The organism is Variovorax sp. TBS-050B, assembly GCF_029893635.1.
Lineage (GTDB): Bacteria > Pseudomonadota > Gammaproteobacteria > Burkholderiales > Burkholderiaceae_C > Variovorax.
The window spans coordinates 1,755,201-1,781,939 of sequence record NZ_JARXYR010000002.1; the positions used below are offsets into that span (position 1 = coordinate 1,755,201).

Below are 26,739 nucleotides of genomic sequence, written 5' to 3' on the forward strand. Positions count from 1 at the left end.
GAATTTTGCATTTTTCACATTTTTTGATTTTCGCCTCGGGGACGGATGCGGTAGATGGCGTTGTTCCGGTCCGCCGAGACGTAGATCGTGCCGTCGCTGCCGACCGCCACGCCCGTGACCACGTAGGGCGCCGGCAGGCCCGGACCGGGCGCCAGCCCGATCGGCAGGTCCTCGGCCACGGTGCGCCGGGCGCCGGTGGCCGGATCGATCTCCACCAGGCGGCGCGCGGCGCTCTCGGCCACGATGAAGCTGCCCCAGGGCGTTTCGGCCACGCCTTCGGGCAGCGCGAGGCCCTCGGCCACGGCGCGCAGCGGCGCGCTGGCGTCGAGCGGAATGCGCGTGAGCTTGCCGACCGCCTCGGTGACGTAGAGCGCACCGTCGCGGCCGAGCACCATCTGCACCGGCCCGCCCAGCCCGCTCGCGAGCACCTGCTTCTCGGCCAGTTGCGGGCCGCTGGCGCGCGTGATGCTGCCGGTGGCGATCTCGGCATAGATCACGCCGCCGTCGGCCAGCGGCAGGGCATCGAACGGCGCCTTCAGGCCGTGCAGCGTCCGGACCGTGCGCAGCGACTGCCGGTCGACCAGCTGCACCGTGCCGGTGAACCACGAGGCGAGCGCGAACAACCGGCCCGAGAGGCCGACCGAGAACGGGTAGTCGAGCTCGGGATCGCGCTGCATGCGGAACACGTCGCGCACCTCGCCGGTCTGCGCGTCGACCTGGCGGAAGCCGAACACGTCGGCCACCCAGAGCGTGCGGCCCTCGATCTTCAGGCCCGCAGGCGCCGCGAGCCGGCCGCTCGTGAGCGTGCGCAGCGCGCCGGTGGCGGGGTCGAAGGCCTGGATCTCGTTGTTCGCCATGTTCGACACGTAGATCGTGCCGTCGGGGGCGATCGTCAGGTTGTCGAGCGAGGACCGCAGCTGCTTGGTGAGCGTGCGCCGGCCGGTGGCGAGGTCCACGCGCACCAGCTCGCCGCTCCTCGCGTCGACCACCCAGAGGTTGCCCTTGCCGTCGAGGTTGGCCGCCGCCGGAATCTTGAAGCCGTCGGCGATCACGCTGACGGCGCCGTCGGCGGGATCGATCTTCACCACCTGGCCCTTGAACCACAGCGGCCCGTAGAGCATGCCGTCGGGCCCGACCTCGAAGCCGTTGAAGCCGCCCAGGTCCTTGCGGATCAGCCGCGGCGGCTTGCGGCCATCGCGGTCGATCTCCCACAGCGCGTCGCCGAGGAACACCTGCGAGGCATAGAGCTTGTGGTTGCGCCGGTCGAAGTCGAGCGAATTGAGGCCCGGCAGGTCCTTCGCGAGCACGCGCATCGGCGCGCCGTCGTGCTCGCGGTAGCGCAGCATGCCCATCAGGTAGTTGGTCCATGCGAGCTCGCCGCGCGGGCCGACCGCGATGTCGTCGGCCTGGCCCTCGGGCGCGGGCACGAGCACGCGCGCGGCGCCGGTGGCGCGGTCGACCTCCCACAGCGTGTTGCCGAGCACCGAACCCGCGAGCAGCCGCCCCTTGGCATCGATCGCGAGGCCGTGGACACCCGCGAACGCGGAGGGCGCGACCAGCACCTCGGGCGCGTGCCAGCCCGCGGGCCGCGCGGGCGGCTGCTGCGGCGCGGAAGAGGGCGGCAGGAGGCTGCTGCAGGCGCCCAGCAGGGCGAGCGTGGCGATCAGCGCGGCGGCGGCGCGCAGAGGACGGCGGGGCATGCGTGTCTCCTTTTTCTCGATGCCGAGGCGATGCAGTCTAGAAGCAGGCAAGGGCCGTGGCGCATCGCGCGGGAGACATGCGGACTTTCGTCCGCTGGGGATGACCCGCGGTTCAGCCGCGCAGCATCTGGGTCGCGGTGTGGATCAAAAGCCCCACGAGGCCGCCCACCAGCGTGCCGTTGATGCGGATGAACTGCAGGTCGCGGCCGATGTGGCGTTCGAGCTCCACCGTCATCTCCGCCGCGTTCCATTCGGCCACGCGGGCCTCGATGTAGCGGCGGATGTCCTCGCGGTAGCGCTCGATCGCGGCCGGCGCGGCGGCTTCGAGCTGCTCGTTGATCCATTGGCGGATCGCCGCATCGGCCTCGAGCCGCGCGCCGAGCGCGCCGGCCATCGCGGCAATGCGGCGCGCGATGGCCGAGTCGCCGCGGCCCAGGTCCTCGTGCAGCCATGCGAGCAGCTCGCGCCAGAGCCCGTGCAGGTAGTCGCCGAGGGCCGGATGCGCCATCAGTTCGGCGCGGATCTGCTCGCCGCGCTGGCGGAACTCGGGGTCGAGCTTGAGCCGCACCACGAAGTCGTCCATGAACTGGTCGAAGCGCCTGCGCATCGGATGGCCGGGCTCGGCCGCGAGCTCGGCGATGGTGCGCGCGACGGCCGCCACGATCTTGCGCGTCGCGAGCTTGGCCGCCACCTGGTCGAGGCCCACGTAGCGCAGCGTCTTGATCTCGCGCGCGATCGCCTCGGTGATGTGCGCCTGCACCTCCTCGCCCTCGAGCACGCCGGCGAGCTGCTGCAGCACGTCGTCGAGCAGCGCCTGGTGGCGCCCGCCCGCGGTGAGCGCATCGAGCGCCTGGCCCATGAGGCGCGAGAGGTCCACCTTGCCGAGCCCCGCCGTCACCGCGCGCCCCAGGAAGTCGCGCACCCGCTCGTCGTCGAAGGCCGCGAGGCCGTAGCGCGCCGCCGCCACGCCCCAGCGGCCGAGCTGCTCGCCGCTCGCGGGCCGCGACAGCCAGCCCGCGATGCGCCCGGCCGCGTCGAACTCGCGCAGCTTGGCGAGCACCTGCTGCGTGCTCAGGAAGTTGTCGCAGATGAAGCCCGCGAGCTTGGCGCCGATGCGGTCCTTGTTGCTCGGGATGATCGCGGTGTGCGGGATCGGCAGCCCCATCGGGTGCCGGAACAGCGCCACCACCGCGAACCAGTCGGCGATCGCGCCGACCATCGCGGCCTCGGCGAAGGCGGCCACGTAGCCCCAGGCCGGATGCTGGTCGTGCAGCACGCTCGCGAGCGCGTAGAGCGCGGCCGCGGCGCACAGCAGGCCGAAGGCGATGCGCTTCATGCCGCCGCGCGCGCTCAGCCGATCTCGGGCGTGGACGCGAGGCGTTCCATGAACAGTTCGCAGCGCGCGAGCTGCTCGAGGCTCACGTACTCGTCGGGCTGGTGCGCCTGCTCGATGCTGCCGGGGCCGCACACCACCGTGGGGATGCCGGCGTTCTTGAACAGGCCCGCCTCGGTGCCGAAGGCCACCAGCGTGGTGCGCTCCTCGCCCGCGAGGCGCTGCGCGAGCCGGGTGACCGGATCGTTCGCGCTGCCGAGGAAGCTCGGGATCTCGCAGATGGTGTCGAAGCTGAAGCCCGCGTCGGGCGCGACCTTCTTCATCGCCGGCTCCAGCGAGCCCGCGTAGGCGATCACTTCCTGCTGCATGCGCTTCGCGTCGGCGGTCGGCAGGTCGCGGAACTCGTAGCGGAACTCGGCGTCGCGCGGCACTACGTTGTCGGCGATGCCGCCGTGGAACTGGCCCACGCTCGCGGTGCTGAAGGGCACGTCGAAGCCGTCGTAGCGCGGCTCGCTGCGCTCGAAGTCCTCCGCCATGTCGCGCACCTTGCCGACCACGCGCGCGGCCATCTCGATCGCGTTGACCGACTTGGGCGTGAGCGAGGAATGCGCCTCCTTGCCGCGCACGCAGCAGCGGTAGCGGTACACGCCCTTGTGCGCGATGGCCGGCACCATGCTCGTGGGCTCGCCCACGATACAGGCCAGCGGCTTGATGCCGGCCTCGCGCATGTCGGCGATCAGCTCGCGCACGCCGAAGCAGCCGATCTCTTCCTCGTAGCTGAAGGCGAAGTGCACCGCGAAGGGCGCATCGCCCTCGAGGAAGCGCTTCGCGTTCGCGAGCGCGATCGCGATGAAGCCTTTCATGTCGGCCGAGCCGCGGCCGTAGAGCCGATCGTTCTGCACCGTGGCCGAGAGCGGATCGACGCTCCAGGCCTGCCCGTCCCAGGGCACCGTGTCGGTGTGGCCCGAGACGATCACGCCTGCGGGCTTGCCTTCGCCGAGCGTGGCGAACAGGTTGGCCTTGGTGCGCTCGGCGTTCCAGGTGATGCGGCTCTTCACGCCCAGCGCCGCGAGATGGGCCTGCGCAAGATCGACCAGTTGGAGATTGCTGTTCGCGCTGACCGTGTTCATGCGAACCAAGGTTTGCGCCATCTGGAGACTCTGGGGGGAAAGCGTGTGCTGCATGCAACACATTCTCCCGGAAGTCGATGCCGTGCGCAGCCGGATGTCGGCGCTGTCACCGGGAGCGGGTAGCCTGCCTGCTCTTTTCTTGTGCCAAGAAGGAGAAGTCCCATGCGCATTCGCCTGCAGATCGCCCTTGTCGCCACCGCCGCCCTGGGGCTCGCCGCCTGCGGCAGCACCGGCCCTTCTGGCGGCCGCCTCGCCACGCTCGACGGCCAGCCGCCGCTCGTCATCGCCCACCGCGGCGCCTCGGGCTACCTGCCGGAGCAGACGCTCGAGGCCTATGCCCGCGCGGTCGAGCTCGGCGCCGACGTGATCGAGATGGACCTCGTGTCCACCCGCGACGGCGTGCTGATCGCGCGCCACGATCCCAACCTCGCGATCAGCACCGACGTGGCCAAGCATCCGCGCTTCGCCACGCGCAAGAAGACCGTCAAGGTCGACGGCGAGACCCAGACCGGCTGGTTCAGCCACGACTTCACGCTGGCCGAGATCAAGACGCTCGGCGCCATCGCCACCGATCCCGAGCGGCCGCAGGAATACAACGGCAAGTTCAAGGTCGCGACCTTCCAGGAGATCATCGACTTCGCGAAGGCGAAATCGAAGGAGACCGGCCGCACCGTCGCGATCTACCCCGAGACCAAGAACCCGACCTACTTCCGCGACCTTGGCCTGCCGATGGAGGACAAGGTCATCGCCGCCCTCACCGCCGCGGGCTGGAACAGCAAGACCGCACCCGTCTTCGTGCAGTCCTTCGAGCCCGGCAGCCTCAAGTACATGAAGGCCAAGGGGCTGAACACGAAGCTGGTGCAGCTGATCGACGGCGACGCCATCGACCTGAAGACCGGCGCCATGACCTACGCGGTGCCGGTGGACCGGCCCTACGAATGGACCAAGGCGGGCGACCGGCGCAACTTCGACGTGATGGTCACGCCCGCGGGGCTGGCCGAGATCAAGACCTATGCCGACGGCATCGGCCCGTGGAAGCGCTACATCGTGAGCATCAAGGGCAGCGTGGGCGCGGACGGCAAGCCGCTGGACGTCAACAACGACGGCAAGATCAACGATGCCGACGCCACCCTCGGTCTCGCCGACCACGCTCGTGGCCGACGCGCACAAGGCGGGGCTCTTCGTGCACCCCTTCACCTTCCGCAACGAGTCGCGGCGGCTCGCGGCCGACTACGACAAGGACGGCCGCAAGGAATACGACATCTACTACCGGCTCGGCGTCGACGGCGTGTTCACCGATTTCCCCGACACCGCGCTCGCCGCGCGCGCGGACTACCTCCGTCGCTTCGGGCGCTGAGGGTTTGCCCGGCGGGCACGGTCTTTGCGGAGGCCAGCCGCAAAGCCTAGACTGTGCCCCATGAAACTCATCGATTCGCTCGTCACGCAGGCGGCCGGCATCGCCGCCGTCCGACGTGACCTCCACGCCCATCCCGAACTCTGCTTCGAAGAAGTCCGCACCGCCGACGTGGTGGCAGGCAAGCTCACCGAATGGGGCATTCCCATCCACCGCGGCCTGGGCACCACGGGCGTGGTCGGCATCGTCAAGAACGGCACCAGTCCGCGCGCCGTGGGCCTGCGGGCCGACATGGACGCGCTGCCCGTGACCGAACTCAACACCTTCGCGCATGCGAGCAGGCACCACGGCAAGATGCACGCCTGCGGCCACGACGGCCACACGGCCATGCTGCTGGCGGCGGCGCAGCATCTCGCGAAGCACCGCAACTTCGACGGCACCGTCTACCTGATCTTCCAGCCGGCCGAGGAGGGCGGCGGCGGCGCGCGCGAGATGATCAAGGAGGGGCTGTTCGAGCAGTTCCCGATGGACGCCGTCTTCGGCATGCACAACTGGCCCGGCATGAAGGCCGGCCAGTTCGCCGTGAGCCCCGGGCCGGTGATGGCCTCGGGCAACAAGTTCCACATCAACGTGGTGGGCAAGGGCGGCCATGCGGCGCTGCCGCAGACGGGCATCGACCCGGTGCCGATCGCCTGCGAGATCGTGCAGGCCTTCCAGACCATCCTCACGCGCAAGATGAAGCCGACCGATTCGGCCGTGATCTCGGTCACCACCATCCACGCGGGCGAAGCCAACAACGTGATCCCCGACAACTGCGAGCTCTCGGGCACGGTGCGCACCTTCTCGATCGAGGTGCTCGACATGATCGAGGCGCGCATGAAGCAGATCTGCGACCACATCTGCGCCGCGCACGACGCGACCTGCGAATTCCGCTTCGAGCGCTACTACCCGCCCACGATCAACACCGAGGCCGAGGCCGACTTCGCGCGCCGCGTCATGGGCGGCATCGTCGGGCCCGAGAACGTGCTCAAGCAGGAGCCCGCCATGACCTCGGAGGACTTCGCGTTCATGCTGCAGGCCAAGCCCGGCGCCTACGCCTTCATCGGCAACGGCGACGGCTCGCACCGCGATGCGCTGCACGGCGAAGGTCCGTGCACGCTGCACAACGCCAGCTACGACTTCAACGACGACCTCATCCCGCTCGGCGCCACCTGCTGGGTGCAGATCGCCGAGCAGTTCCTCAAGCCCGAGGGGGCGTCTTGATCGGCATCGGCGAGGCGTTCTCGGCGCGCTATGCCGAGGCGCGGCAGAAGTTCCTGCAGGGCTGCGTGAGCGCAGGCCTGGCCGTCGAGCCGCATGCGCATCCCGAGAAGGGCCGCGACGGCGAGGAGCTGTCGATGGACGTGGCGCTCGACGGCGACGCGAACGCCGAGCGCCTGCTGATCGTCACCAGCGCCTGCCATGGCGTCGAAGGCCATTGCGGCAGCGGCGTGCAGGTGTTCGCGCTGCACGACGCCGAGTGGCGCGAGAAGGCGCGCGCCCAGGGCGTGGCGGTGCTCTACATCCATGCGCTCAATCCGCACGGCTTCTCGCACGGCCGCCGCGTCACGCACGAGAACGTCGACCTGAACCGCAATTTCGTCGACTTCTCGCAGCCGCTGCCGGTCAACGAGGCCTACGCCAAGCTGCATCCGCTGCTCGTGCCCGACACCTGGCCGCCCACGCCGGAGAACCAGGCCGCGGTCGAGAAGTGGATCGACAAGCACGGCCCGGAGGCCTACCAGGCGGCCGTCACCGGCGGGCAGTACCAGTTCGACGACGGCCTCTTCTTCGGCGGCAAGGCGCCGACCTGGAGCAACAGGACGCTGCGCGAGGTGCTGCGCCGGCATGCCGCCGGCGCGCGCCGGCTGGCCTGGATCGACCTGCACACCGGGCTCGGCCCCAACGGCCACGGCGAGCGCATCTTCGCGGGCCGCGACGACAAGGCCGCCTACGCGCGCGCGAACGCCTGGTGGGGCACGGCCGCGGCGCCGGTCACCTCGATCTACGACGGCTCGTCGAGCTCGGCGCCGCTGCGCGGCCTGATGTGGGACACGGCGTACCAGGAATGCCCCGCGGCGGAGTTCACCGGCATCGCGCTCGAATACGGCACGCTGCCGGTGCTCGATGTGCTGGGCGCCTTGCGCGCCGACCACTGGCTGCACAAGCACCCCGAGGCGCCGGCCGACCTGGCCGACGGCATCCGCGCGCGCATGCGCGAAGCCTTCTACACCGACACCGACGCATGGCGCGGACAGATCGTCAGCCAGGCGCGGCAGGCGATGTTCCAGGCCGTCAATGGCCTGAGCGGCCGGCCGAACGACTGACCGAAAGGGGCGTTCTAGGTTCTCACCCGCCCGTCGCCCGTCAGCATCGAGAGCTCGACGAACTTCGACCCCACGTGGTTCTTCGGCGAGAACGACACCTCGAAGCCGCCGAACTGCTGCCGGTCGATGCTTTCCAGCCCTGCGACGAGGCCGTCGCGCGAGAGCTTGCCGGGTGCGCGGCGCAGGCCCTCGACCAGCACCTTGGCGGCCAGGTAGCCTTCCAGGCTCGAGAAATTGACGGTCGCGCCGGCACCGGCCTTGCGCACCGCCTCGCCGAACTCGCGCGTGATCGCGTTGGCGGGGTTGTAGGGCGAGGGCACCACCTGCGTCACCATCACGCCGGCGCCTTCCTTGCCGAGTTCGTCCGCGAGCGCCTGGGTGCCGACGAAGGACACGTTGAAGAAGGTGCCGCCGTAGCCCGCCTTGCGCGCCTGGCGGATGAAGGCGGCACAGGCCTTGTACGCGCCCACCTGCACCACCGCGTCGGGGCGCGCCGCCGTGATGCTCTTGACCGCCGCCGCCACGTCCACCGAATTGCGCTCCACCGTGGCCAGCGCCACCGGCTTCAGCTCCTGCTGCGACAGCGCCAGCGTCACGCCGTCGAGCCCGGCCTTGCCGTAGGCGTCGTTCTGGTAGAAGACCGCGATCTTCTTCAGGCCCAGGTGCGTGAGCTGCTTCACGATCAGCGCCGTCTCGTCGTTGTACGAGGCGCGCAGGTGGAACACGTTGCGGTGGAAGGGCTCGCGCAGCGACATGGCGCCGGTGAACGGCGCGATGAACGGCACCTTCTCCTTCACCGCGAGCGGCAGCGCCGCCATGCTGGTGGGCGTGCCGATGTAGCCGAAGAGCGCGAACACGTCCTCCTCGATCAGCTTCTGCGTGTTGGCCGCGCAGCGCTCGGGCTCGTAGCCGTCGTCGAGGTTCTTGATCACCACGTTGCGCCGGCCGGGCTGGGCGTTGTACTGGTCCAGGAACAGCTTCGCGCCCTGGTGGAACTGGATGCCGAGCTGCGCGGCCGGGCCCGTGAAGGCGGCCGACTGGCCGAGCACCAGCGGCGTTTCGCCCTGTGCCCGGGCGAGCCGGAAGCCGCCCAGCGCCGCCGCGCCGGCGGCGACGGAAAAATGTCTGCGATTCATCGTCATGGTGAAAAACCTCTTCTGCGCACCACCGCGCCACAACCTGGAAAACTTTAGACTCGCCGGATGCTCGACGCCCCGGCCTCTGCGACAACTGTTCTCCCCACCACCACCACGGTTCTCGGCGCTTGTCCGCACGACTGCCCGGACACTTGCGGCCTGGTCACGACCGTCCAGGACGGCGTGGCCGTGAAGCTGCAGGGCAATCCGGCCCATTCGCACACTGCTGGTGTTCTTTGCACCAAGGTTTCCCGCTACATCGAGCGCAATGACCATGCCGAGCGCCTCGTCCAGCCCATGAAGCGGACCGGCCCCAAGGGCAGCGGCCGGTTCGAACCCGTGAGCTGGGACCAGGCGCTCGACGCCATCGTCGCCCAACTGCGCACATTACAGACAGATCCAGAAACAATTGTGCCCTACAGTTACGCGGGCACCATGGGCCTGGTGCAGGGCGAGTCGATGGATCGGCGTTTTTTCCACAAGCTCGGTGCGTCGCTGCTGGACCGCACGATCTGCTCCATGGCCGGCGGCGAGGCCATGGTCTACACGCTCGGCGCCAAGGTGGGCATGCGGATCGAGTTCTTCGCCGAGGCGAAGCTGATCCTGATCTGGGGCAGCAACGCCATCGCCAGCAACCTCCATTTCTGGCGCCATGCCCAGGCCGCCAAGCGGGCCGGCGCGCGGCTGGTGTGCATCGATCCGCGCCGCACCGAGACGGCCGACAAGTGCGACGAGCACATCGCGCTGCTGCCCGGCACCGATGCCGCCCTGGCGCTGGCGCTGATGCACGAGCTGATCGTCCACGACTGGCTCGACCACGACTACATCGCCCGCCACACGCTCGGCTGGGAACGGCTGCGCGAGCGCGCGCTGCAGTGGCCGCCCGCGCGTGCCGCCGCCGTCTGCGGCGTGCCCGAGGCGCAGATCGTCGCGCTCGCCCGCGACTACGGCACCACCCGACCGGCCGCCATTCGCCTGAACTACGGCATGCAGCGCGTGCACGGCGGCGGCAACGCGGCACGTGCCATCGCCTGCCTGCCCGCCCTGGTGGGCGCATGGCGGCACCGCGCGGGCGGGCTGCTGCTGAGCAGCTCGGGCCACTATCCGGCCGACCGCGCAGCGCTGCAGCGGCCCGACCTGCTCGCGGGCCGCCGGCCGCGCACCATCAACATGAGCACCATCGGCGATGCGCTGCTCGACACCGCGAAGCCGGTGAAGGCCATCGTGGTCTACAACAGCAACCCGGTGGCGGTGGCGCCCGAGTCGGGCAAGGTGGTCGCGGGCTTCGCGCGCGAGGACCTGTTCACCGTGGTGCTCGAGCAGTTCCGCACCGACACCGCCGACTACGCCGACTACCTGCTGCCCGCCACCACGCAGCTCGAGCACTGGGACATCCACTGCAGCTACGGCCACACCGACGTGATGCTGAACCGCCCGGCCGTCGCGCCGCGCGGCGAGGCGCGCAGCAACGCCTGGGTGTTCCGCGAGCTCGCGCGCCGCATGGGCTTCGACGAACCCTGCTTCTCGGACGACGACGAGACGCTGTGCCGCAGCGCCTTCGCGCCCGGCGCGATCGACCATGCGCAACTGCATGCGCAGGGGTTTGCCAGCCTGGCGCTGCCCGAGGCCCCGTTTGCCGAAGGCCGCTTTCCCACGCCCTCGGGCCGCTGCGAGTTCTGGAGCGAGCGCCTCGCCGCGCAGGGCCTCGACGGCCTGCCCGACCACGTGCCGAACCATGAGCCCGCGGGCAGCTCGGCCGCGTTCCCGCTCGCGATGATCTCGCCGCCGGCGCGCAACTTCCTCAATTCGACCTTCGTCAACGTCCGCAGCCTGCGCGCCATCGAGGGCGAGCCGCTGCTCGAGATCCACGCCGACGACGCCGCCGCGCGCGGCATCGAGGACGGCGCCACCGTGCGCGTGTTCAACCAGCGCGGCGAACACCGCTGCCGCGCCGAGATCTCGCGCCGCGCGCGGCCCGGCGTGGTGCACGGCATGGGCATCTGGTGGCGCAAGTTCGGCCTGGACGGCACCAACGTCAACCAGCTCACGAGCCAGCGCCTGACCGACATCGGCCGCGGGCCGACGTTCTACGACTGCCTCGTGGAGGTGGAGCGGGCGTGAGGCCGCACGGTGCGATCGCGCTGGCCGCCGCCCTGCTGCTGGGTGGCTGCGCCGACCTCGGCTACTACTGGCAGTCGGCCAGCGGGCACCTCGGCATCCTGCGCGCGGCCCGGCCGGTGCCCGACTGGCTGGCCGATCCGACCGCCTCGGCGGCGCTCAAGGCCAAGCTCGAACTCGCGCAGCGCATCCGCCGCTTCGCCGTGAGCGAGCTGGCGCTGCCCGACAACCCGAGCTACACGTCCTACGCCGAGCTGCACCGCAATGCGGCGGTGTGGAACGTGGTGGCCGCGCCGCGCTATTCGCTCACGCTCGAGAACTGGTGCTTCCCGGTCGCGGGATGCGTGGGCTACCGCGGCTACTACGACCTGGCCGCGGCCCAGGCCGAAGCCGAGGCACAGCGCGCCAAGGGGCTCGAGACCGCCGTCTATCCCGTGCCCGCGTATTCCACGCTCGGCTGGATGAACTGGGCCGGCGGCGATCCGCTGCTCTCCACCTTCATCGGCTATCCCGAGGGCGAGCTCGCGCGCATCGTCTTCCACGAGCTGGCGCACCAGGTGCTCTACGTGCCGGGCGACACCGTCTTCAACGAGTCGTACGCCACCGCGGTCGAGCGCCTCGGCGGCGCGATCTGGCTGCAGCGCGAGGCGAGCGACGCGGCGCGCACCGAGTACGCCCGCTTCGACGCGCAGCGCCAGCAGTTCCGCGCGCTGGCGCTCTCGACGCGGCGCGCGCTCGACCGCATCTACGGGTCGGCCGAGGCCAAGGCCGGCGAGTGGGCCGCGGTCGATGCGATGAAGAAGGCCGCCATGGACGACTTCCGCGAACGCTATGCGCAGTTGCGCGCCGGCTGGCAGGGGCCGCGCCAGGGCGCCTACGACGGCTGGGTGGCGCGCGCGAACAACGCGGCCTTCGGCGCCCAGGGCGCCTACGACGACCTGGTGCCGGCCTTCGAGGCGCTCTTCGAGCGCGAAGGCCGGCAGTGGCCGCGCTTCTACAAGGCGGTGCGCCGGATCGCCGCGCTGCCGAATGCCGAAGAACGCCGGCAGGCGCTGCAGACCGCCACCGGCGTGATGCAGACGAATTCCGATTTCCACCACGAACACAAGACGCACGGAGGCGGCGGTGCCTGACATCCACATCGAAAGAAACCACGACCTCGGCATCGCCCGCGCGCGCCAGGTGGCGCGCCGCTGGCTGCGGCAGGTGGAGCAGGACTACGGCCTGGCCTTCACCTACACCGAGGGCGAAACGCAGGACGTCGCGCAGTTCAGCCGCGCGGGCATCGACGGCAAGGTCGAGGTCACGGCCGACCGCCTGAGGCTGGAGGCCACGCTCGGCTTCCTGTTCGCGAGCTTCGGCGCGCAGATCGAGCAGAAGATCTCGGGCAAGCTCGATGCGCTGCTGGGCGCGGGCGGTGGCCCGCGCGCCGCCTGAGCTGCCATGACCGCTGCTGCTGCTTCTTCTTCCGCCGCGGGACCGCTGGCGGGCCTCAAGGTGGTCGAGCTCGGCCAGCTCATCGCCGGCCCCTTCGCCGCGCGCACGCTGGCCGACTTCGGCGCCGAGGTGATCAAGATCGAGCCGCCGGGCGCCGGCGATCCGCTGCGCACCTGGCGGCTGCTGAAGGACGGCACCTCGGTCTGGTGGCAGGTGCAGTCGCGCAACAAGCGCTCGCTCGCGCTCGACCTGCGCCAGGCCGAGGCGCAGGCCATCGTGCGCCAGCTGGCCGCCGAGGCCGACGTGCTGATCGAGAACTTCCGCCCGGGCGCGATGGAGGGCTGGGGCCTCGGGCCCGACGAACTGCTGGCCGCGAATCCCTCGCTCGTGATGCTGCGCATCAGCGGCTACGGCCAGACCGGCCCCTACCGCGACCGGCCGGGCTTCGGCGTGGTGGCCGAGGCCATGGGCGGGCTGCGCCACCTCACGGGCGAGCCCGGCCGGGTGCCGGTGCGCGTGGGCGTGTCGATCGGCGACACCCTGGCCTCGCTGCACGGGGTGATCGGCGTGCTGATGGCGCTGCAGCACCGCCATGCGACCGTGAGCGCCGCGCATCCGAAGGGCCTGGGGCAGGTGGTCGACGTGGCGCTCTACGAGGCCGTCTTCAACTGCATGGAAAGCCTGCTGCCCGAATACGACGCGTTCGGCGCGGTGCGCGAGGCCGCGGGCAGCGCGCTGCCGGGCATCGCGCCGACCAACGCCTACCGCTGCGCCGACGGCGGCTACGCCATCGTGGCGGGCAACGGCGACAGCATCTTCCGCCGCCTCATGGCCTGCATCGGCCGGCCGGACCTCGCGGCCGACCCGGCGCTCGCGAGCAACACCGGCCGGGTCGCGCAGGTCGCCATGCTCGATGCCGCGATCGGCGAGTGGACGGCGGCGCGCAGCGTGGACGAGGTGCTCGCGGCGCTCGATGCGGCCCATGTGCCGGCCGGGCGCATCTACACCATCGCCGACATCGCGGCCGATCCGCACTATGCCGCGCGCGGCATGCTGCAGCAGGTGCGGATGCCCGACGGCAGCGCGCTCGCGGTGCCCGGCTTCGTGCCCAAGCTCTCGCGCACGCCGGCCAGCCACCGCCGCAATGCGCCGGCCCTCGGCGCCGACACCGACGCGGTGCTGAAGGAAATCGGCCTCACGGCCGAGCAGATCGCGGCGCTGCACGCGCGCGGGATCGTCGGCGCGCCGCGGTGAGGCGGCGGCGGGCTACCCCCGCAGCGATTCGATCAGGTCGATGTACTTCTGCTTGGCTTCGTCCGCGCCCAGGCCCTTGTTCGCGCTCCAGGCATCCCACTTGGCGCGCGCGACGATGTCGCTGAAGCTGGGCTTCTTGGCCGTGTTGTCGCCTTCGGTGGCCTGCTTGAAGAGGCCGTAGATCTTGAGCAGCGTCGGGTTGTCGGGGCGCTCGGCCAGGAGCTTGGAGTTGGCCTGGGCGGCTTCGAATCGGGCGTGGAGGTCGTCGGACATGGCGGTCGGTCGGAAGAAAGGGATGGAGGAAGACCGCGCATCTTAAGGTGCGCGGTACGAGTGGGTACCAGTCAGTCGGACAGGCCGGCGCGCGCGAGTTCGACGTCGAGCCGCTCCTTCGCGTCGGCCGGTTCCACCGCCGCCGCCTTCTCGTAGAGCCGCGTGGCCTCGCCCATGCGCGCATCGCCGTGCAGCATCAGCTGGGCGCGCGCGTATTCCATCAGCGCGCCGGGCGAATGCGGATGCAGGTCGAGGCCGCGCTCGAACAGCTCGAACGCCGTCTCGGCGCGCACGCCATAGGTCATGCGGCCGACCAGCGGGCCGACCTTGTCGATCACTTCGGCATGGAAGGCGGCCAGCGCGACGTGCGCGTCGGCATGCCGGGGCTGCAGCGCGATCACGCGTTCGAGCGCGCCCTTGAGCTTGCTGCCCAGCCCCTGCGCCAGTGCGCGCGCCACGCTGATGCCCTGGCTGTAGCGCCCGAGCGCATAGGCCTGCCAGTAGAGCGCATGGCAGTTGTCGGGCTCGGCCTCGGCCTGCGCGCCGGCGCGCTCGACGACCTGGCGGAACATCGAGAGCCGGACCGCCTCGCGCGGCTCCAGGTAGTTGGCGTAGATGGCCGTGGCCTGGTTGGCCAGCACCAGGCCCTCGGCGCCGCCATGCTGCAGGCCGAGCGCGGCGGCGCGCTCGAATTCGCCGCTGTGGTAGAGCGCCCAGCCGTCGGCCAGCGGACCGTGCGGCGGCGGCGGCGGCAGCGCATGGCCGGCATGCAGCCGCGGCCAGTGCGGCAGCAGGCTTCGGGCGTCGTAGCGCGGCACGTCGGCATAGGGCATCGGCGTCCAGGGTTCCGCCGGCGGCGCGGCGGTGCCGGAGGACATCAGCGAAAGCGGCTTGAAGTCGGGAGGAGACATGGCTCGGTTCGCTCCGCTAGGCGGCCATGTCGGCCGGCGTGGCGGGCGCGGCGGCGGCGCTCTCGCGATCTTCGCCGCCGTAGGCGTGGCTCAGCGTCAGCAGATGCCGCCGCTGCTCGGGCGCGAGGTAGGGCGCGAGCAGGTGCAGCGTGTGCTGGCCGCCGCGCAGCAGCGCGCCCTGGGCATGGCTCGGTTCCAGCGCCTCGCGCGGATTGCGCACGTACTCGTAGCTGAGCCAGTAGGTCAGCACCACCACCATGCTGCGGGCCAGCGTGTCGACCTCGCGCGCGTCGATGTCGAGGTGCCCGGCGCGGCTCAGGCCGGCAATGAGCACGCGGGTCGCGCGGACCTTGTTCTGCAGCACGAGCTGGAACCGGGTCTCGAGGTGCCGGTTCTTGCTCAGCAGGTCGTTGAGGTCGCGGTAGAGGAAGCGGTAGCGCCAGATCAGCTCGAACAGGCTGTGCATGAAGAACCATGCGTCCTCCACGTCGTGCACGCCCTCGCTGGCATGCAGCAGTTCGTCGAGCTCGGCCTCGTAGCCTTCGTAGAGCTTGTTGATCAGCTCTTCCTTGGCGGGGTAGTGGTAGTAGAGGTTGCCGGGGCTGATGTTCAGTTCGGCGGCCACGAGCGTGGTGGAGACGTTCGGCTCGCCGAACCGGTTGAAAAGCGCCAGTGCGGCTTCGAGGATGCGTTGCGCTGTGCGGCGTGGCGCCTTCTTGGCCATGTCGGTCCCCTGTTTTGTCTCTTGGGAACACTCTAGCGCATGTGCACCGCAGCACGAACCCGCGGGGCAAAGTCGGGCGGCGGCGAGGCTCTTTGTGCGCCGCCGCAAAACGGGCGGCTCAGCCCTTGGCGGCGCGCCGCACGGTCTTCTTGGCAGCGGCGGCAGCCGCGGGCGCCGCGCTGCGGCCCGCCGTCTTGCGGCTCGGCGCCTTCCTCGCGCGCTGCAGCTCGGCCTCGAGCGCGGCCACGCGCGCCTCGAGCGCCGCATGGGCGGCGGGCGAGGGATGGCCGAGCTTCTCGAGGGCGCGCGCCACGCGCTCCTCGAAGATGTTCTCGAGCTTGCCCCACTGGCCCGCGGCCTTGGTGCCGAACTCGCTCGCCAGGCCCGCCATGCGCGCCTGCGCCTGCGCGAGCGTCTCTTCGGCGGCCTGCTGCGTCTTCTTCTGCATGCCGGCGCCGTCCTTCACCAGCGCCTCGAAGGCCTTGCTGCCTTCCTGCTGCATCTTGGCGAAGGCGCCGAGGCCTGCGAGCCAGATCTGTTGTGCGGAATCCTTGATGCGGTCGGCGTTGTTGCCGCCCGCCTGCTGTTCGTCGTCCTTGGTGGCCATGGAATGTTCCCGTGAAGCAAGAGATCGCCCCACTCTAGCGGCAAGCCGCATGCCGCATTAGAGCCTTGCGCCTATGTGGTGGCTTTGCGGACCGGCGGCGGTCCGTCCGGGCGGCCGCTATCCGGCGGCGGCGCGGCTCGCGTCGAGGTGGTTCTTGGCGCGTTCGGCCAGCGCCATCTCGCCCGGCGTCTGCGGCGCGTAGGGCTGCACCGGCAGCGGGCGGCCGTGCGAATCGACCGAGACGAAGACGATCAGGCATTCGGTCGTCTTGTCCATGGAGCCGCCCTTCATGTCGCCGCTGCGCACCTCGACCGAGATGTTCATGCTGGTCTTGCCGGTGTAGGCGAGCCGCGCCTCCACCTCCACGAGGTCGCCGATCATGATCGGGTGGTGGAAGCGGATGCTGCCGATGAAGGCCGTCACGCAGTAGCGCTTGGCCCAGCTCGTGGCGCAGGCATAGCCGGCCTCGTCGATCCACTTCATGACCGTGCCGCCATGGACCTTGCCGCCGAAATTGACGGTGCTGGGCTCGGCCAGGAACCGAAGGGTGATGGAAGACATTGCGGCGCCGCCTTTGCAACTGTTAGTGAAATCTGGAGCGCATTATGCGAGCGCCGCGCCCCGGTGCGCCGCCGCCGGTCGGGCCCCTGCGCGCGTTCAGCCGCGGCCGAACAGTTCGGCCAGCGTGCGCCGCAGCCAGGCGTTGCCGGCGTCGGCATGGAAGCGCTCGTGCCAGTGCTGCTTGACCGCGTAGGCTGGCAGTTCGAAGGGCGGCTCGAGCAGCTTCACCGGCTCCTGCGTGGCCAGCACCTTGCCGAGGATGGCGGGCACGATCACGATCAGCTCGGTGTGCGCCACGATGCGCGCCACGCTCAGGAAGCTCGACAGGCTCGCCACCACGTGGCGCTGCAGGCCGAGCCGCGCGATGGTCTTGTCGACGATGGCATGGCCGGTGCCGGACGAGGCCACCACCGCATGCGCCTCGGTCTCGAAGCGGCGCCGCGTGAGGCGCGCGCCGATGCGCGGATGGTTCTGCGCCGCGAGGCAGACGAAGTTCTGCATGAAAAGGGTCTGCTGGTAGAAGCCGGCATCGAGCTGCGGCATGAAGCCCACGGCCAGGTCGACCGCGCCCTCCTCGAGCCGGCGCGCGCTCTCGGTCGAGATGATCTCGGTCTCGATGCGCACGCCCGGCGCCGCGCGCCGCAGGTGGTCGAGCAGGCCGGGCAGCAGCACCACCTCGCTGATGTCGGTCATGCAGATGCGGAAGCTGCGCTGCGCGGTGGCGGCATCGAAGCTCGCGCGCCCGCCCTTGGCGCGGTTGAGCCGGTCGAGGATGTCGAGCACCAGCGGCTGGATCTGCCGCGCATAGGGCGTGGGCTCCATGCCGCGCGAGGTGCGCACGAAGAGCCGGTCGCCGAAATGCGTGCGCAGCCGCGCCAGCGCCGTGCTGGCGGCCGACTGCGAGATGCCGAGCCGCTCCGCCGCGCTCGACACGTTCGCGGTCTTGTAGACCTCGTCGAACACCTGCAGCCACTCCAGATCGAGCTGGGCCATGTCGTCACTCCTTTGCCGTGGCGCACCATTATCGAAAAGCGCGATCGAGCCTATCGCCGCAGGCCGCTTGCGCCAATAGTAGTGGCGGCGCAAGATCGGCGATCCCCAGGAGACACCGGCCCCGCGAGGCCGGCCACCACACGATGAACCCCACCGCCCGCCAGCCGGCCGCGCCGGCCCCTGCCAACGCGGCCGAGCGCCGCGACTACTACGCGCGCATCCGGCCGCTCAACCTCTCGCCGCTGTGGGAGTCGCTGCATGCGCTGGTGCCGCGCGAGCCTGCCACGCCCTGCGTGCCCGCGCTCTGGCGCTACGACGAGATCCGCCCGCTGCTGATGGAATCGGCCGCGCTCATCACCGCCGAAGAGGCGGTGCGCCGCGTGCTGGTGCTCGAGAACCCCGCGCTGCCGGGCAACGCCTCGATCACGCAGTCGATCTACGCCGGCCTCCAGCTCATCATGCCGGGCGAGGTCGCGCCCTCGCACCGCCACGTGCAGTCGGCGCTGCGCTTCATCGTCGACGGCAAGGGCGCCTACACCACCGTGGGCGGCGAACGCACCACCATGTACCCGGGCGACTTCATCATCACGCCCTCCTGGGCCTGGCACGACCACGGCAACGAGGGCGTGGACGGCAGCGCGGAGCCGGTGGTCTGGCTCGACGGACTCGACATCCCGATGCTGCGCTTCTTCGATGCCGGCTTCGCCGAGAACGACGACGCCAGGGTGCAGCACGTGGCGCGGCCCGAGGGCCACAGCCTCGCGCGCTTCGGCCACAACATGGTGCCGGTGCGGCACGACCACGTCGCGCCGACCTCGCCGATCTTCAACTATCCCTATGCCCGCAGCCGCGAGGCGCTGGCCCTGCTGCAGAAGCAGGAAGCGCCCGATGCCTGGCTCGGCCACAAGCTGCGCTACATCAACCCGCTGACCGGCGGCGCGCCGATGCCCACCATCGGCACCCAGCTGCAGCTGCTGCCCAGGGGCTTTGCCGGCAGGACGCACCGCGCCACCGACGGCACCGTCTACAGCGTGGTCGAGGGCCGCGGCACGGCCGAGATCGCCGGCCAGCGCTTCGACTTCGCGCCGCGCGACACCTTCGTCGTGCCCTCGTGGGCGCCGCTGCGGCTTTCGGCGCCGGGCGAGGACGTGGTGCTGTTCAGCTTCTCCGACCGCCCGGTGCAGCAGGCCATGGGCGTGCTGCGCGAGGCCTTCCTCGACGACGCCTGAGCCCGCGCTTTCCTTCTTTCTCGCTTTTTCGTTATCCAGACCAGTGCCGCCACGCGCGGCAGGAGCCCTCATGTCCTTCGTCTTCACGCCTCCTTCGATCGTCGGCCTGCCCATCGTCGGTTCGAGCGACCTGTTTCCCGTGCGCCGCGTCTACTGCGTGGGCCGCAACTACGCGGCCCATGCACGCGAGATGGGCTTCGACCCCGACCGCGAGCCGCCGTTCTTCTTCTGCAAGCCCAACGACGACGCCTCGGTGGTGCCGATGGCCGAAGGCGCGACCGGCGCCATTCCGTACCCGCCGCTCACGAGCAATTACCACTACGAGGCCGAACTCGTGGTCGGCATCGGCCAGGGCGGCCGCGACATTCCGGTCGAGCAGGCCGCGCGCCACATCCACGGCTATGCGGTGGGGCTCGACATGACGCGCCGCGACCTGCAGATGAAGATGCGCGAGCAGGGCCGGCCGTGGGAGATCGGCAAGGCCTTCGACTTCTCGGCGCCGATCGCGCCGATGCGCACCCTCGCCGACGTGGGCGAGATCGATGCCGGCGCGATCTCGCTCGAGGTCGACGGCGAGGTGCGCCAGAAGAGCGACGTCACGCACCTGATCTGGTCGGTGAACGAAGTCATCGCCAATCTCTCGACGCTCTTCACGCTGCAGCCCGGCGACCTGATCTTCACCGGCACGCCCGAGGGCGTGGGCGCGGTCAAGCCCGGCCAGACGATCACGGTGCGCATCGACCGGCTGCCGACGCTGACCGTCCGCATCGACTGAACCGGCATGAGCTCGTCCAAGAACCCTCCCGCCGTGCTGCTGGTCGGCGGCGGCATCGGCGGCATGGCCGCCGCGCTCGCGCTCGCGCGACTGGGCGTGTCCATCGACCTGCTCGAGCAGAGCGCCACCATCGGCGAGATCGGCGCCGGCCTGCAGCTCGGCCCCAATGCCTTCGCGGCACTCGACGCGCTCGGCGTGGGCGAGGCGGTGCGCCGCGGTTCGGTCTTCACCGACCGGCTGGTGATGATGGATGCGGTCGACTGCAGCGAGGTGGCCTCGGTGCCGGTCGGCGAAGCCTTCCGCGCGCGCTTCGGCAATCCCTATGCGGTGAGCCACCGGGCCGACCTGCACGGCGCAATCCACGAGGCCGTGAAGCGGCATCCGCTGATCCGCTTCCACACCTCGGCGCAGGTCGAGGCGATCGACACCGGCGCGCAGGGCGTGGTCGCGGTCACGCGCGACGGCCGCCGCTTCAAGGCCGATGCGATCGTGGGCTGCGACGGCGTGAAGTCGGTGGTGCGCGCGGCGATCGTGGGCGACGCGCCGCGCGTCTCGGGCCATGTGGTGTATCGCGCGGTGGTGCCGGTGGCCGACATGCCGGCCGACCTGCGCTGGAACGCGCCCGTGGTCTGGGCCGGCCCGAACTGCCACCTGGTGCACTATCCGCTGCGCCACGGCGAGCAGTACAACCTGGTCGTCACCTTCCACAGCCGCGAAGCGGAGGAGTGGGGCGTGTCCGACGGCAGCAAGGAAGAAGTGCTCTCGTACTTCGAGGGCGTGCATGCGCGCCCGCGCCAGTTGCTCGACCGGCCGACCTCCTGGCGCCGCTGGAGCACGGCCGACCGCGATCCGGTCGAACGCTGGAGCGAGGGCCCGGCCACGCTGCTCGGCGACGCGGCGCATCCGATGATGCAGTACCTCGCGCAGGGCGCCTGCATGGCGCTGGAGGACGCGGTCACGCTCGGCGAAGCGGTGGCCGCCTGCGACTTCGACATGCCCGCCGCCTTCAGGCGCTACGAGGCCGCGCGCATCGCGCGCACCGCGCGCGTGGTGCTGTCGGTGCGCGAGATGGGCCGGCTCTACCATGCCAAGGGCGTGGAGCGGCTGGTCCGCAACAGCCTCTGGGCGGGGCGCACGCCCGAACGCTTCTACGATGCGGTCGAATGGCTCTACGCCTGGCGCCCCGAGCACTGCCTGGAATGAAGTCCTCCCCCAGGCTACCCTCGCTGCGCGAGGTCCGCCAACCCCCTCGCCGGGGGCAACCCCGGCGGCCCGGCAAAGCCGGTTCCGCGGGGTTCCTGGCAAGGGTGGCGCTGGGGGGCTGACATGCGTTCCGTTCTACGTCATCTTTCATTCCAACCACGGGGCCGAAGGCCCAGGAGACAACCCATGGACTTTCCGCGCGCATGGCTGACGACCGCCGCCCTGGCCCTGACCGCCGCCTCCGGCGCCTGGGCGCAGGGCAGCGACTTCCCGAGCAAGCCCGTGACCCTGGTCACGCCCTTCGCGGCCGGCAGCGGCCCCGATGCGGTGCTGCGTCTGGTCTCGGACAAGCTCGCGCGGCTGTGGAACCAGCGCGTGGTGGTCGACAACAAGCCCGGCGGCGGTGGCTTCATCGCCATCGACCAGGCCCGGCGCGCCGCGCCCGACGGCTACACGCTGCTGCAGCTCGACAGCGAGCACGTGGCCGCGCTGCCGCACCTGTACAAGTCGCGCAACTTCGTCACGCTGCAGCACTTCGACCCGGTGGCCTCGCTGTTCCGCACGCCCTTCTTCGTGGCCGTGGGCACCGACTCCAAGTGGAAGACCATGGCCGACCTGATCGCCTCGGCCAAGGCCGAGCCCGATGCCATCGTCTATGGCTCCTGGGGCGTGGGCAGCCCGGGGCACCTGGGTGCGCAGCAGCTCGAGGCGCTCACGGGCATCCGCATGCGCCATGCGCCGTACCGCGAGGTGTCGCAGCTCTATTCGAACGTCGGCACGGGCGAGGTGCCGTGGGCCTTCGCGAGCATTCCGTCGAGTCAGGGCATCTACAAGGCCGGCAAGCTGCGCTACATCGCGGTCGCGGCGCCCAAGCGCATTCCGCAGATGCCCGATGTGCCCACCATGGCCGAGGCGGGCGGCCCGGCCTCGCTCGAGGTCAACTCCTTCGTCTCGCTGCTCGCGCCCAAGGGCGTGCCTCCAGCGGTGAAGGCGAAGATCAACGCCGACGTGGCCAAGGTGATCGCCGATCCCGAGATCCGCGCGCGCTTCGACACCTTCGCCTTCGAGCCGCTCGCCTGGTCGCCCGAGGAGATCGAGCGCAATGCGCAGGCCAAGTCCAAGGTGTATGGCGAACTGGTCCGCCGCGGCAATATCAGTCTCGAGTAGCTGTCATCATTACGTTTTTTCACACCTCGCTTCCTCCATTTCCATGCACGCCACCAAGAGAGCCCTCCTGATCGCCTGCGGCCTGGCCGCAGCCGCCGCGCTGCCGCTCGCGGCCAGCGCACAAGACGCCGCCTGGCCCACCAAGCCCATCCGCCTGCTGGTGGGCTTCCCCGGGGGCTCCACGCCCGACATCGCCGCGCGCACCATCGCCGAGCCGCTGTCGAAGGCGCTCGGCCAGCCGGTGGTGGTGGACAACAAGGCCGGGGCCTCGGGCAACATCGCCGCCGACCAGGTGGCCAAGGCCACCGACGACCACACGATCGGCATCGTGATCAACGGCAACCTGACCTCGTCGAAGATGCTGTATCCGAAGCTGCCCTACGACCCGGCCAAGGACTTCACCTACCTCTCGCTGATCGCGACCGCGCCGCTGGTGCTGGTGGCGCCGGCCAACCTGCCGTCGGGCGCCGGCTTCTTCGACGCCGCGCGCAAGGCCGGCGACAAGTGGAACTACGGCTCGGTCGGCGTGGGCTCGGTCGGCCACCTCGGCATGGAGCTGCTCAAGAGCCGCGTGCCGGGCTTCAACCCCGAGCACGTGCCCTACCAGGGCAATCCGCAGGTCGTGACCGCGATGCTCGGCGAGCAGGTGCAGATGGGCCTGATCCCGCCCGGCGTGGCGATGCCGCAGGTGCGCGCGGGCAAGCTCAAGGCCATCGGTCTCACGGGCGGCCGCAGCGCGCTGGTGCCCGAGGTGCCGCCGCTGGCCGAAGCCGGCGTGCGCGACTTCGCGCTCGAAGTGTGGGTGGCGCTGCTCGGCCCGGCCAACCTTTCGAAGACGGCACAGGCGCGCATCAGCCGCGAGCTCGAAACCATCATGAAGCAGCCCGAGGTGCGCCGCAAGCTGTTCGAGCAGGGCTGGCAGGCCGTGGGCACCTCGCCCGACGGCATGCGCCTGCGCGTGAAGGAGGAGGCCGCGATCATGACCAAGATCATCTCGACGCGCGGCATCAAGTTGCAATGAGTGCCCCGATGACAGTCCACGAGCCGGCGCGCGCGCTGCCGGTGTTCGGCGAATACGACGTGGTGGTGGTCGGCGGCGGGCCCGCAGGCATCGCGGCCGCGGTCAGCGCCGCGCGCCACGGCGCCAGCACGCTGCTGGTCGAGCGCTACGGGTTCCTCGGCGGCATGGGCACCGCGGGCGGCGTGACCAACTTCGCGGGCCTCTACGGCAAGCGCGATGGCGAGATGACGCTGCTGGTGCGCGGCGTGGCCGACGACCTGCTCGCGCGCATCGACGCGCTCGGCGGCCTCAACCAGCCGCAGGACGGCATGCAGGGCCGCATCCGCGTGCGCTCCTACGACACCTCGGCCTACAAGATCGCGGCCGACCAGTTGCTGCTCGATGCCGGCGTGAAGCTGCTGTTCCATGCCTGGGCCGCGGCCGTGGTGCGCGAGGGCGACCGCATCGCCGCGCTCGTGGTCGAGACCAAGTCGGGCCGGCAGGCGATCCGCGCCAACGCCTTCGTCGACGCCAGCGGCGACGCCGACGTGGCGGCCTTCGCGGGCGTGCCCTTCGAGGTCGGCGACGGTCACGGCAGCGGGCTGTTCCCGACCACCATGTTCCGCGTCGGCCAGGTCGATGCGGCCCCGGCGCTGGCGGCCGTGGGCGAGTTCAAGGCCATCAACGACCTGATGGCGCAGGTGCAGCAGCAGAAGCCCGGCGTCTACCGCTTCCCGCGCGAAGGCGCGATCCTGCGGCCCAACATCGACCCGCGCGAATGGCGCGCCAACGTCACGCAGATCCGCAATGCCGCGGGCCGGGCGATGAACGGCGTCGATGCGCGCGAGCTCACCGAGGGCGAACTCGAGGGCCGGCGCCAGATCGCCGAGTACTTCAAGTTCATGAAGGCCGAGGTGCCGGGCTTCGCCGGCTCGGCGATCGTCGAGATCGCGCCGCAGGTCGGCATCCGCGAGACGCGCCGCATCGAGGGCCTCTATGCGCTCACCGGCGAGGACATCCTGTCCTCGGCGCGCTTCGACGACAGCATCGGCATCAACGCCTGGCCGATGGAAATGCATGCCGACGGCCGCATCCAGTGGGCCTTCCCGCGCGACGAGAACCGCACCTACAACCAGCTGCCCTGGCGCATGCTGGTGCCGCGCACGGTCGACAACCTGCTGGTCGCGGGCCGCTGCGCTGCGATGACGCACGAGGGCCAGTCGGCCGCGCGCGCCAGCGGCGGCTGCTTCGTCATGGGCCAGGCCGCGGGCACCGCGGCGGCGGCGCTCGGCAGTTCGCGCTTCGCGGACGTCGACGTGCCGGCGCTGCAGAAGAAGCTGGCGGCGGACGGGGCGGATCTGGATCGCTGAAAGCGGGAGCGGGAGCGGACAGCCGTACGCAGAGGGCGCGAAGGACGCGAAAGGAATACCGAAAAATGGTGGGCTGTCGTTGCACGGCGGCTCCGTCCTTCGGGTCCGTCGGGGCGCTGCGGCTGCACAGGGGCAGCCCACATTTTCAGGCCGTTCTTTTGCGTCCTTCGCGAAACCTTCGCGTCCTCTGCGTCCGGCCAGTCCGTACCCCTGCGCGACACCCCCACCCCCGCGCGTTTGCTATCGTCAGCAGCTCCCCGTTTCCCTGCACGCCCATGACCCCCGATTCCGCCACCGCCGCCCGCCTCGTCGACGAACTCGTCGCGCTCATGCAGCTCGAGCCGCTGGGCGGCGATCGCTTTCGGGCGCAGAGCGAGGACATCGGCACGCCTGCGGTGTTCGGCGGCCAGGTGCTCGGGCAGTCGCTCATGGCCGCGAGCCTCACGGTCGGGGCCGAGCGGCCGGTGCATTCGATGCACGCGTATTTCCTGCTGCCGGGCGAGCATGCGCCGATCGAATACAGCGTGGACCGGGTGCGCGACGGCCGCAGCTTCACCACGCGGCATGTGGTCGCGCGCCAGCAGGAGCGCATCATCTTCGAGATGTCGGCCTCGTTCCAGACCGTGGACGAAGGCGTGGAGCACCAGTTCGCGATGCCCGAGGTCGAAGGCCCCGACGGCCTCACGAGCGAGCTCGACCTGCGCATCGCGCTCGGCGACCGGCTGCCCGAGCCCTGGCGCGCGAAGGCCACGCAGCCGCACGGCATCGAGTACCGCCGCGTCGACCCCGAGGACCTGATCGCGCCCCAGGTGCGGCCGGTCGCGTCGCAGAGCGCGATCTGGATGCGCGCCATCGCGCCGCTGCCCGACGACCCGATGGTGCACCGCGCGCTGCTCGCCTATGCCTCCGACCACGGCCTGCTGCGCGCCGCGATGCTGCCGCACGGGCTCAGCTTCATGAGCGGCCAGGTGCGCCCCGCGAGCCTCGACCATGCGATGTGGTTCCACCGCGACTTCCGCATGGACGACTGGCTGCTCTACGTGATCGATTCGCCCAGCGCCGGCGGCGCGCGCGGCCTGTGCCGCGGCAGCCTCTACACGCGCGACGGCCGGCTCGTGGCCTCGGCCGCGCAGGAAGGCATGCTGCGCATCCGCAAGCAGCCGGCGTGAGCAAGCCCGTCGCGCAACGACAGCGCCTCTCGTGCGCAGGGCCGCGGGTGCCTCCCGCAGCGAAATAAAGGAGGAGGCCGAAGGCCGGGGGACATTCGCGGAGGGAGGCACCCGCGGCCCTGTGCACGCGCCCCGGACAAAAAGACGGCCATCCATTCCCTGGCCACAATGCCAGCCCCCGCACGACAAAAGCAAAGGAGCACCCCATGTCTTCCGAACCGCAGCAACACCACAAGGTCGCCATCGTCACCGCCGGCGGCAGCGGCATGGGCGCCGCCGCCGCGCGCAAGCTCGCGGAGGACGGCTTCCGCGTCGCCATCCTCTCCTCGTCGGGCAAGGGCGAAGCGCTCGCGAACGAACTCGGCGGCATCGGCCTGACGGGCTCGAACCAGTCGAACGACGACCTGAAGAAGCTCGTCGACCGCGTCATCGCCGAATGGGGCCGCATCGACGTGCTGGTCAACAGCGCCGGCCACGGCCCGCGCGCGCCGATCCTCGAGATCAGCGACGAAGACTGGCATCGCGGCATGGACGTCTACCTGCTGAGCGCGGTGCGGCCGAGCCGCCTCGTCGCGCCGCACATGGTGGCGCAGGGCGGCGGCGCGATCATCAACATCTCGACCTTCGCGGCCTTCGAGCCCGACCCGGTGTTCCCGACCTCGGGCGTGTTCCGCGCCGGCCTCGCGGCCTTCACCAAGCTCTTCGCCGACCAGTACGCCAGGCACAACGTGCGCATGAACAACGTGCTGCCGGGCTTCATCGACAGCCTGCCCGAGAAGGAAGCGTTCCGCGAACGCATCCCGATGGGCCGCTACGGCCGCACGGCCGAGATCGCCGCGACCATCGGCTTCCTCGCTTCCGACGGCGCCGGCTACATCACCGGGCAGAACCTGCGCGTGGACGGCGGCATCACGCGCTCGGTCTGAAGC

The 26,739-nt window shown here is 70.5% G+C and carries 24 protein-coding genes and 1 pseudogene; 15 read left to right on the top strand and 10 right to left on the bottom strand.

Going from position 1 to position 26,739, the window contains the following annotated elements; translation table 11 throughout:
• Positions 1-14 precede the first annotated feature (14 nt).
• The 3 genes from M2165_RS11385 to argE form a co-directional block, all read right to left on the bottom strand.
• A complete protein-coding gene (locus M2165_RS11385; RefSeq protein WP_280814742.1) occupies positions 15-1,700 on the bottom strand; it encodes a PQQ-binding-like beta-propeller repeat protein in 1,686 nt (561 codons plus the stop codon).
• 112 nt (positions 1,701-1,812) lie between these two features.
• Positions 1,813-3,036, bottom strand: coding sequence for a DUF445 domain-containing protein (locus tag M2165_RS11390; protein ID WP_280814743.1), 1,224 nt, complete (start codon positions 3,034-3,036; stop codon positions 1,813-1,815).
• A gap of 14 nt (positions 3,037-3,050) precedes the next feature.
• Positions 3,051-4,217, bottom strand: coding sequence for an acetylornithine deacetylase (gene argE, locus M2165_RS11395; RefSeq protein WP_280814744.1), 1,167 nt, complete (start codon positions 4,215-4,217; stop codon positions 3,051-3,053).
• Positions 4,218-4,325: 108 nt separating this feature from the next.
• Between argE and M2165_RS11400 the strand changes: the two are divergent.
• From M2165_RS11400 to M2165_RS11410, 3 genes and pseudogenes are all read left to right on the top strand, one after another.
• Positions 4,326-5,520 (top strand): annotated as a pseudogene (locus tag M2165_RS11400) (glycerophosphodiester phosphodiesterase).
• Between the two features lie 60 nt (positions 5,521-5,580).
• Positions 5,581-6,780 carry a M20 aminoacylase family protein gene (locus M2165_RS11405; RefSeq protein WP_280814745.1) on the top strand — a complete coding sequence of 400 codons (1,200 nt, stop codon included), beginning with the start codon at positions 5,581-5,583 and terminating at the stop codon, positions 6,778-6,780.
• Positions 6,777-7,883, top strand: a complete 1,107-nt coding sequence (locus M2165_RS11410; protein ID WP_280814746.1) for a M14 family metallopeptidase — start codon at positions 6,777-6,779, stop codon at positions 7,881-7,883. Before M2165_RS11405 ends, M2165_RS11410 begins: the two co-directional genes overlap by 4 nt.
• A gap of 14 nt (positions 7,884-7,897) precedes the next feature.
• Here M2165_RS11410 and M2165_RS11415 read toward each other — a convergent pair whose 3' ends face one another.
• Entirely contained in the window at positions 7,898-9,025 is a 1,128-nt protein-coding gene (locus M2165_RS11415) for an ABC transporter substrate-binding protein (protein WP_280814747.1), read from the bottom strand.
• A gap of 60 nt (positions 9,026-9,085) precedes the next feature.
• Here M2165_RS11415 and M2165_RS11420 point away from each other — a divergent pair, with 60 nt between their 5' ends.
• Genes M2165_RS11420 through M2165_RS11435 form a run of 4 tightly spaced genes read left to right on the top strand, consistent with a single transcriptional unit; the run spans position 9,086 to position 13,828 of the window.
• Positions 9,086-11,140 carry a molybdopterin oxidoreductase family protein gene (locus tag M2165_RS11420; protein ID WP_280814748.1) on the top strand — a complete coding sequence of 685 codons (2,055 nt, stop codon included), beginning with the start codon at positions 9,086-9,088 and terminating at the stop codon, positions 11,138-11,140.
• Positions 11,137-12,270: an aminopeptidase gene (locus M2165_RS11425; protein WP_280814749.1), complete on the top strand. Its 1,134-nt coding sequence runs from the start codon at positions 11,137-11,139 to the stop codon at positions 12,268-12,270. Before M2165_RS11420 ends, M2165_RS11425 begins: the two co-directional genes overlap by 4 nt.
• Complete coding sequence (locus tag M2165_RS11430) at positions 12,263-12,574, top strand: polyhydroxyalkanoic acid system family protein (protein WP_280814750.1); 312 nt, start codon at positions 12,263-12,265, stop codon at positions 12,572-12,574. The genes M2165_RS11425 and M2165_RS11430 overlap by 8 nt, the downstream gene beginning before the upstream one ends.
• A 6-nt stretch (positions 12,575-12,580) precedes the next feature.
• Entirely contained in the window at positions 12,581-13,828 is a 1,248-nt protein-coding gene (locus M2165_RS11435; RefSeq protein WP_280814751.1) for a CaiB/BaiF CoA-transferase family protein, read from the top strand.
• A 12-nt stretch (positions 13,829-13,840) separates the two neighbouring features.
• Here M2165_RS11435 and M2165_RS11440 read toward each other — a convergent pair whose 3' ends face one another.
• From M2165_RS11440 to M2165_RS11465, 6 genes are all read right to left on the bottom strand, one after another.
• Entirely contained in the window at positions 13,841-14,101 is a 261-nt protein-coding gene (locus M2165_RS11440) for an acyl-CoA-binding protein (RefSeq protein WP_280814752.1), read from the bottom strand.
• A gap of 71 nt (positions 14,102-14,172) precedes the next feature.
• Positions 14,173-15,012 (bottom strand): hypothetical protein, encoded by an 840-nt coding sequence (locus M2165_RS11445; protein ID WP_280814753.1) that lies wholly within the window; start codon positions 15,010-15,012, stop codon positions 14,173-14,175.
• 16 nt (positions 15,013-15,028) lie between these two features.
• Positions 15,029-15,736, bottom strand: coding sequence for a TetR/AcrR family transcriptional regulator (locus M2165_RS11450; RefSeq protein WP_280814754.1), 708 nt, complete (start codon positions 15,734-15,736; stop codon positions 15,029-15,031).
• A 118-nt stretch (positions 15,737-15,854) separates the two neighbouring features.
• Positions 15,855-16,343, bottom strand: a complete 489-nt coding sequence (locus tag M2165_RS11455) for a phasin family protein (protein WP_280814755.1) — start codon at positions 16,341-16,343, stop codon at positions 15,855-15,857.
• Between the two features lie 117 nt (positions 16,344-16,460).
• Complete coding sequence (locus M2165_RS11460; RefSeq protein WP_280814756.1) at positions 16,461-16,904, bottom strand: acyl-CoA thioesterase; 444 nt, start codon at positions 16,902-16,904, stop codon at positions 16,461-16,463.
• Positions 16,905-17,000: 96 nt separating this feature from the next.
• Positions 17,001-17,897, bottom strand: a complete 897-nt coding sequence (locus tag M2165_RS11465; RefSeq protein ID WP_280814757.1) for a LysR family transcriptional regulator — start codon at positions 17,895-17,897, stop codon at positions 17,001-17,003.
• A 143-nt stretch (positions 17,898-18,040) separates the two neighbouring features.
• Between M2165_RS11465 and gtdA the strand changes: the two genes are divergently transcribed.
• From gtdA to M2165_RS11505, 8 genes are all read left to right on the top strand, one after another.
• Positions 18,041-19,126 (top strand): gentisate 1,2-dioxygenase, encoded by a 1,086-nt coding sequence (gene gtdA, locus M2165_RS11470; RefSeq protein ID WP_280814758.1) that lies wholly within the window; start codon positions 18,041-18,043, stop codon positions 19,124-19,126.
• A gap of 70 nt (positions 19,127-19,196) precedes the next feature.
• Entirely contained in the window at positions 19,197-19,901 is a 705-nt protein-coding gene (locus M2165_RS11475) for a fumarylacetoacetate hydrolase family protein (protein WP_280814759.1), read from the top strand.
• A gap of 6 nt (positions 19,902-19,907) precedes the next feature.
• On the top strand, positions 19,908-21,104 hold the full coding sequence (locus tag M2165_RS11480) for a 3-hydroxybenzoate 6-monooxygenase (RefSeq protein ID WP_280814760.1): 1,197 nt from the start codon (positions 19,908-19,910) through the stop codon (positions 21,102-21,104).
• Between the two features lie 186 nt (positions 21,105-21,290).
• Positions 21,291-22,271, top strand: coding sequence for a tripartite tricarboxylate transporter substrate binding protein (locus tag M2165_RS11485; RefSeq protein ID WP_280814761.1), 981 nt, complete (start codon positions 21,291-21,293; stop codon positions 22,269-22,271).
• Positions 22,272-22,314: 43 nt separating this feature from the next.
• Positions 22,315-23,292 carry a tripartite tricarboxylate transporter substrate binding protein gene (locus tag M2165_RS11490; protein ID WP_280814762.1) on the top strand — a complete coding sequence of 326 codons (978 nt, stop codon included), beginning with the start codon at positions 22,315-22,317 and terminating at the stop codon, positions 23,290-23,292.
• Positions 23,289-24,641, top strand: coding sequence for an FAD-dependent oxidoreductase (locus tag M2165_RS11495; RefSeq protein ID WP_280814763.1), 1,353 nt, complete (start codon positions 23,289-23,291; stop codon positions 24,639-24,641). Before M2165_RS11490 ends, M2165_RS11495 begins: the two co-directional genes overlap by 4 nt.
• Before the next feature lie 275 nt (positions 24,642-24,916).
• Entirely contained in the window at positions 24,917-25,810 is an 894-nt protein-coding gene (locus M2165_RS11500) for an acyl-CoA thioesterase II (protein WP_280814764.1), read from the top strand.
• Between the two features lie 206 nt (positions 25,811-26,016).
• Positions 26,017-26,736 carry an SDR family oxidoreductase gene (locus M2165_RS11505; protein ID WP_280814765.1) on the top strand — a complete coding sequence of 240 codons (720 nt, stop codon included), beginning with the start codon at positions 26,017-26,019 and terminating at the stop codon, positions 26,734-26,736.
• The last annotated feature ends 3 nt before the right edge of the window (positions 26,737-26,739 follow it).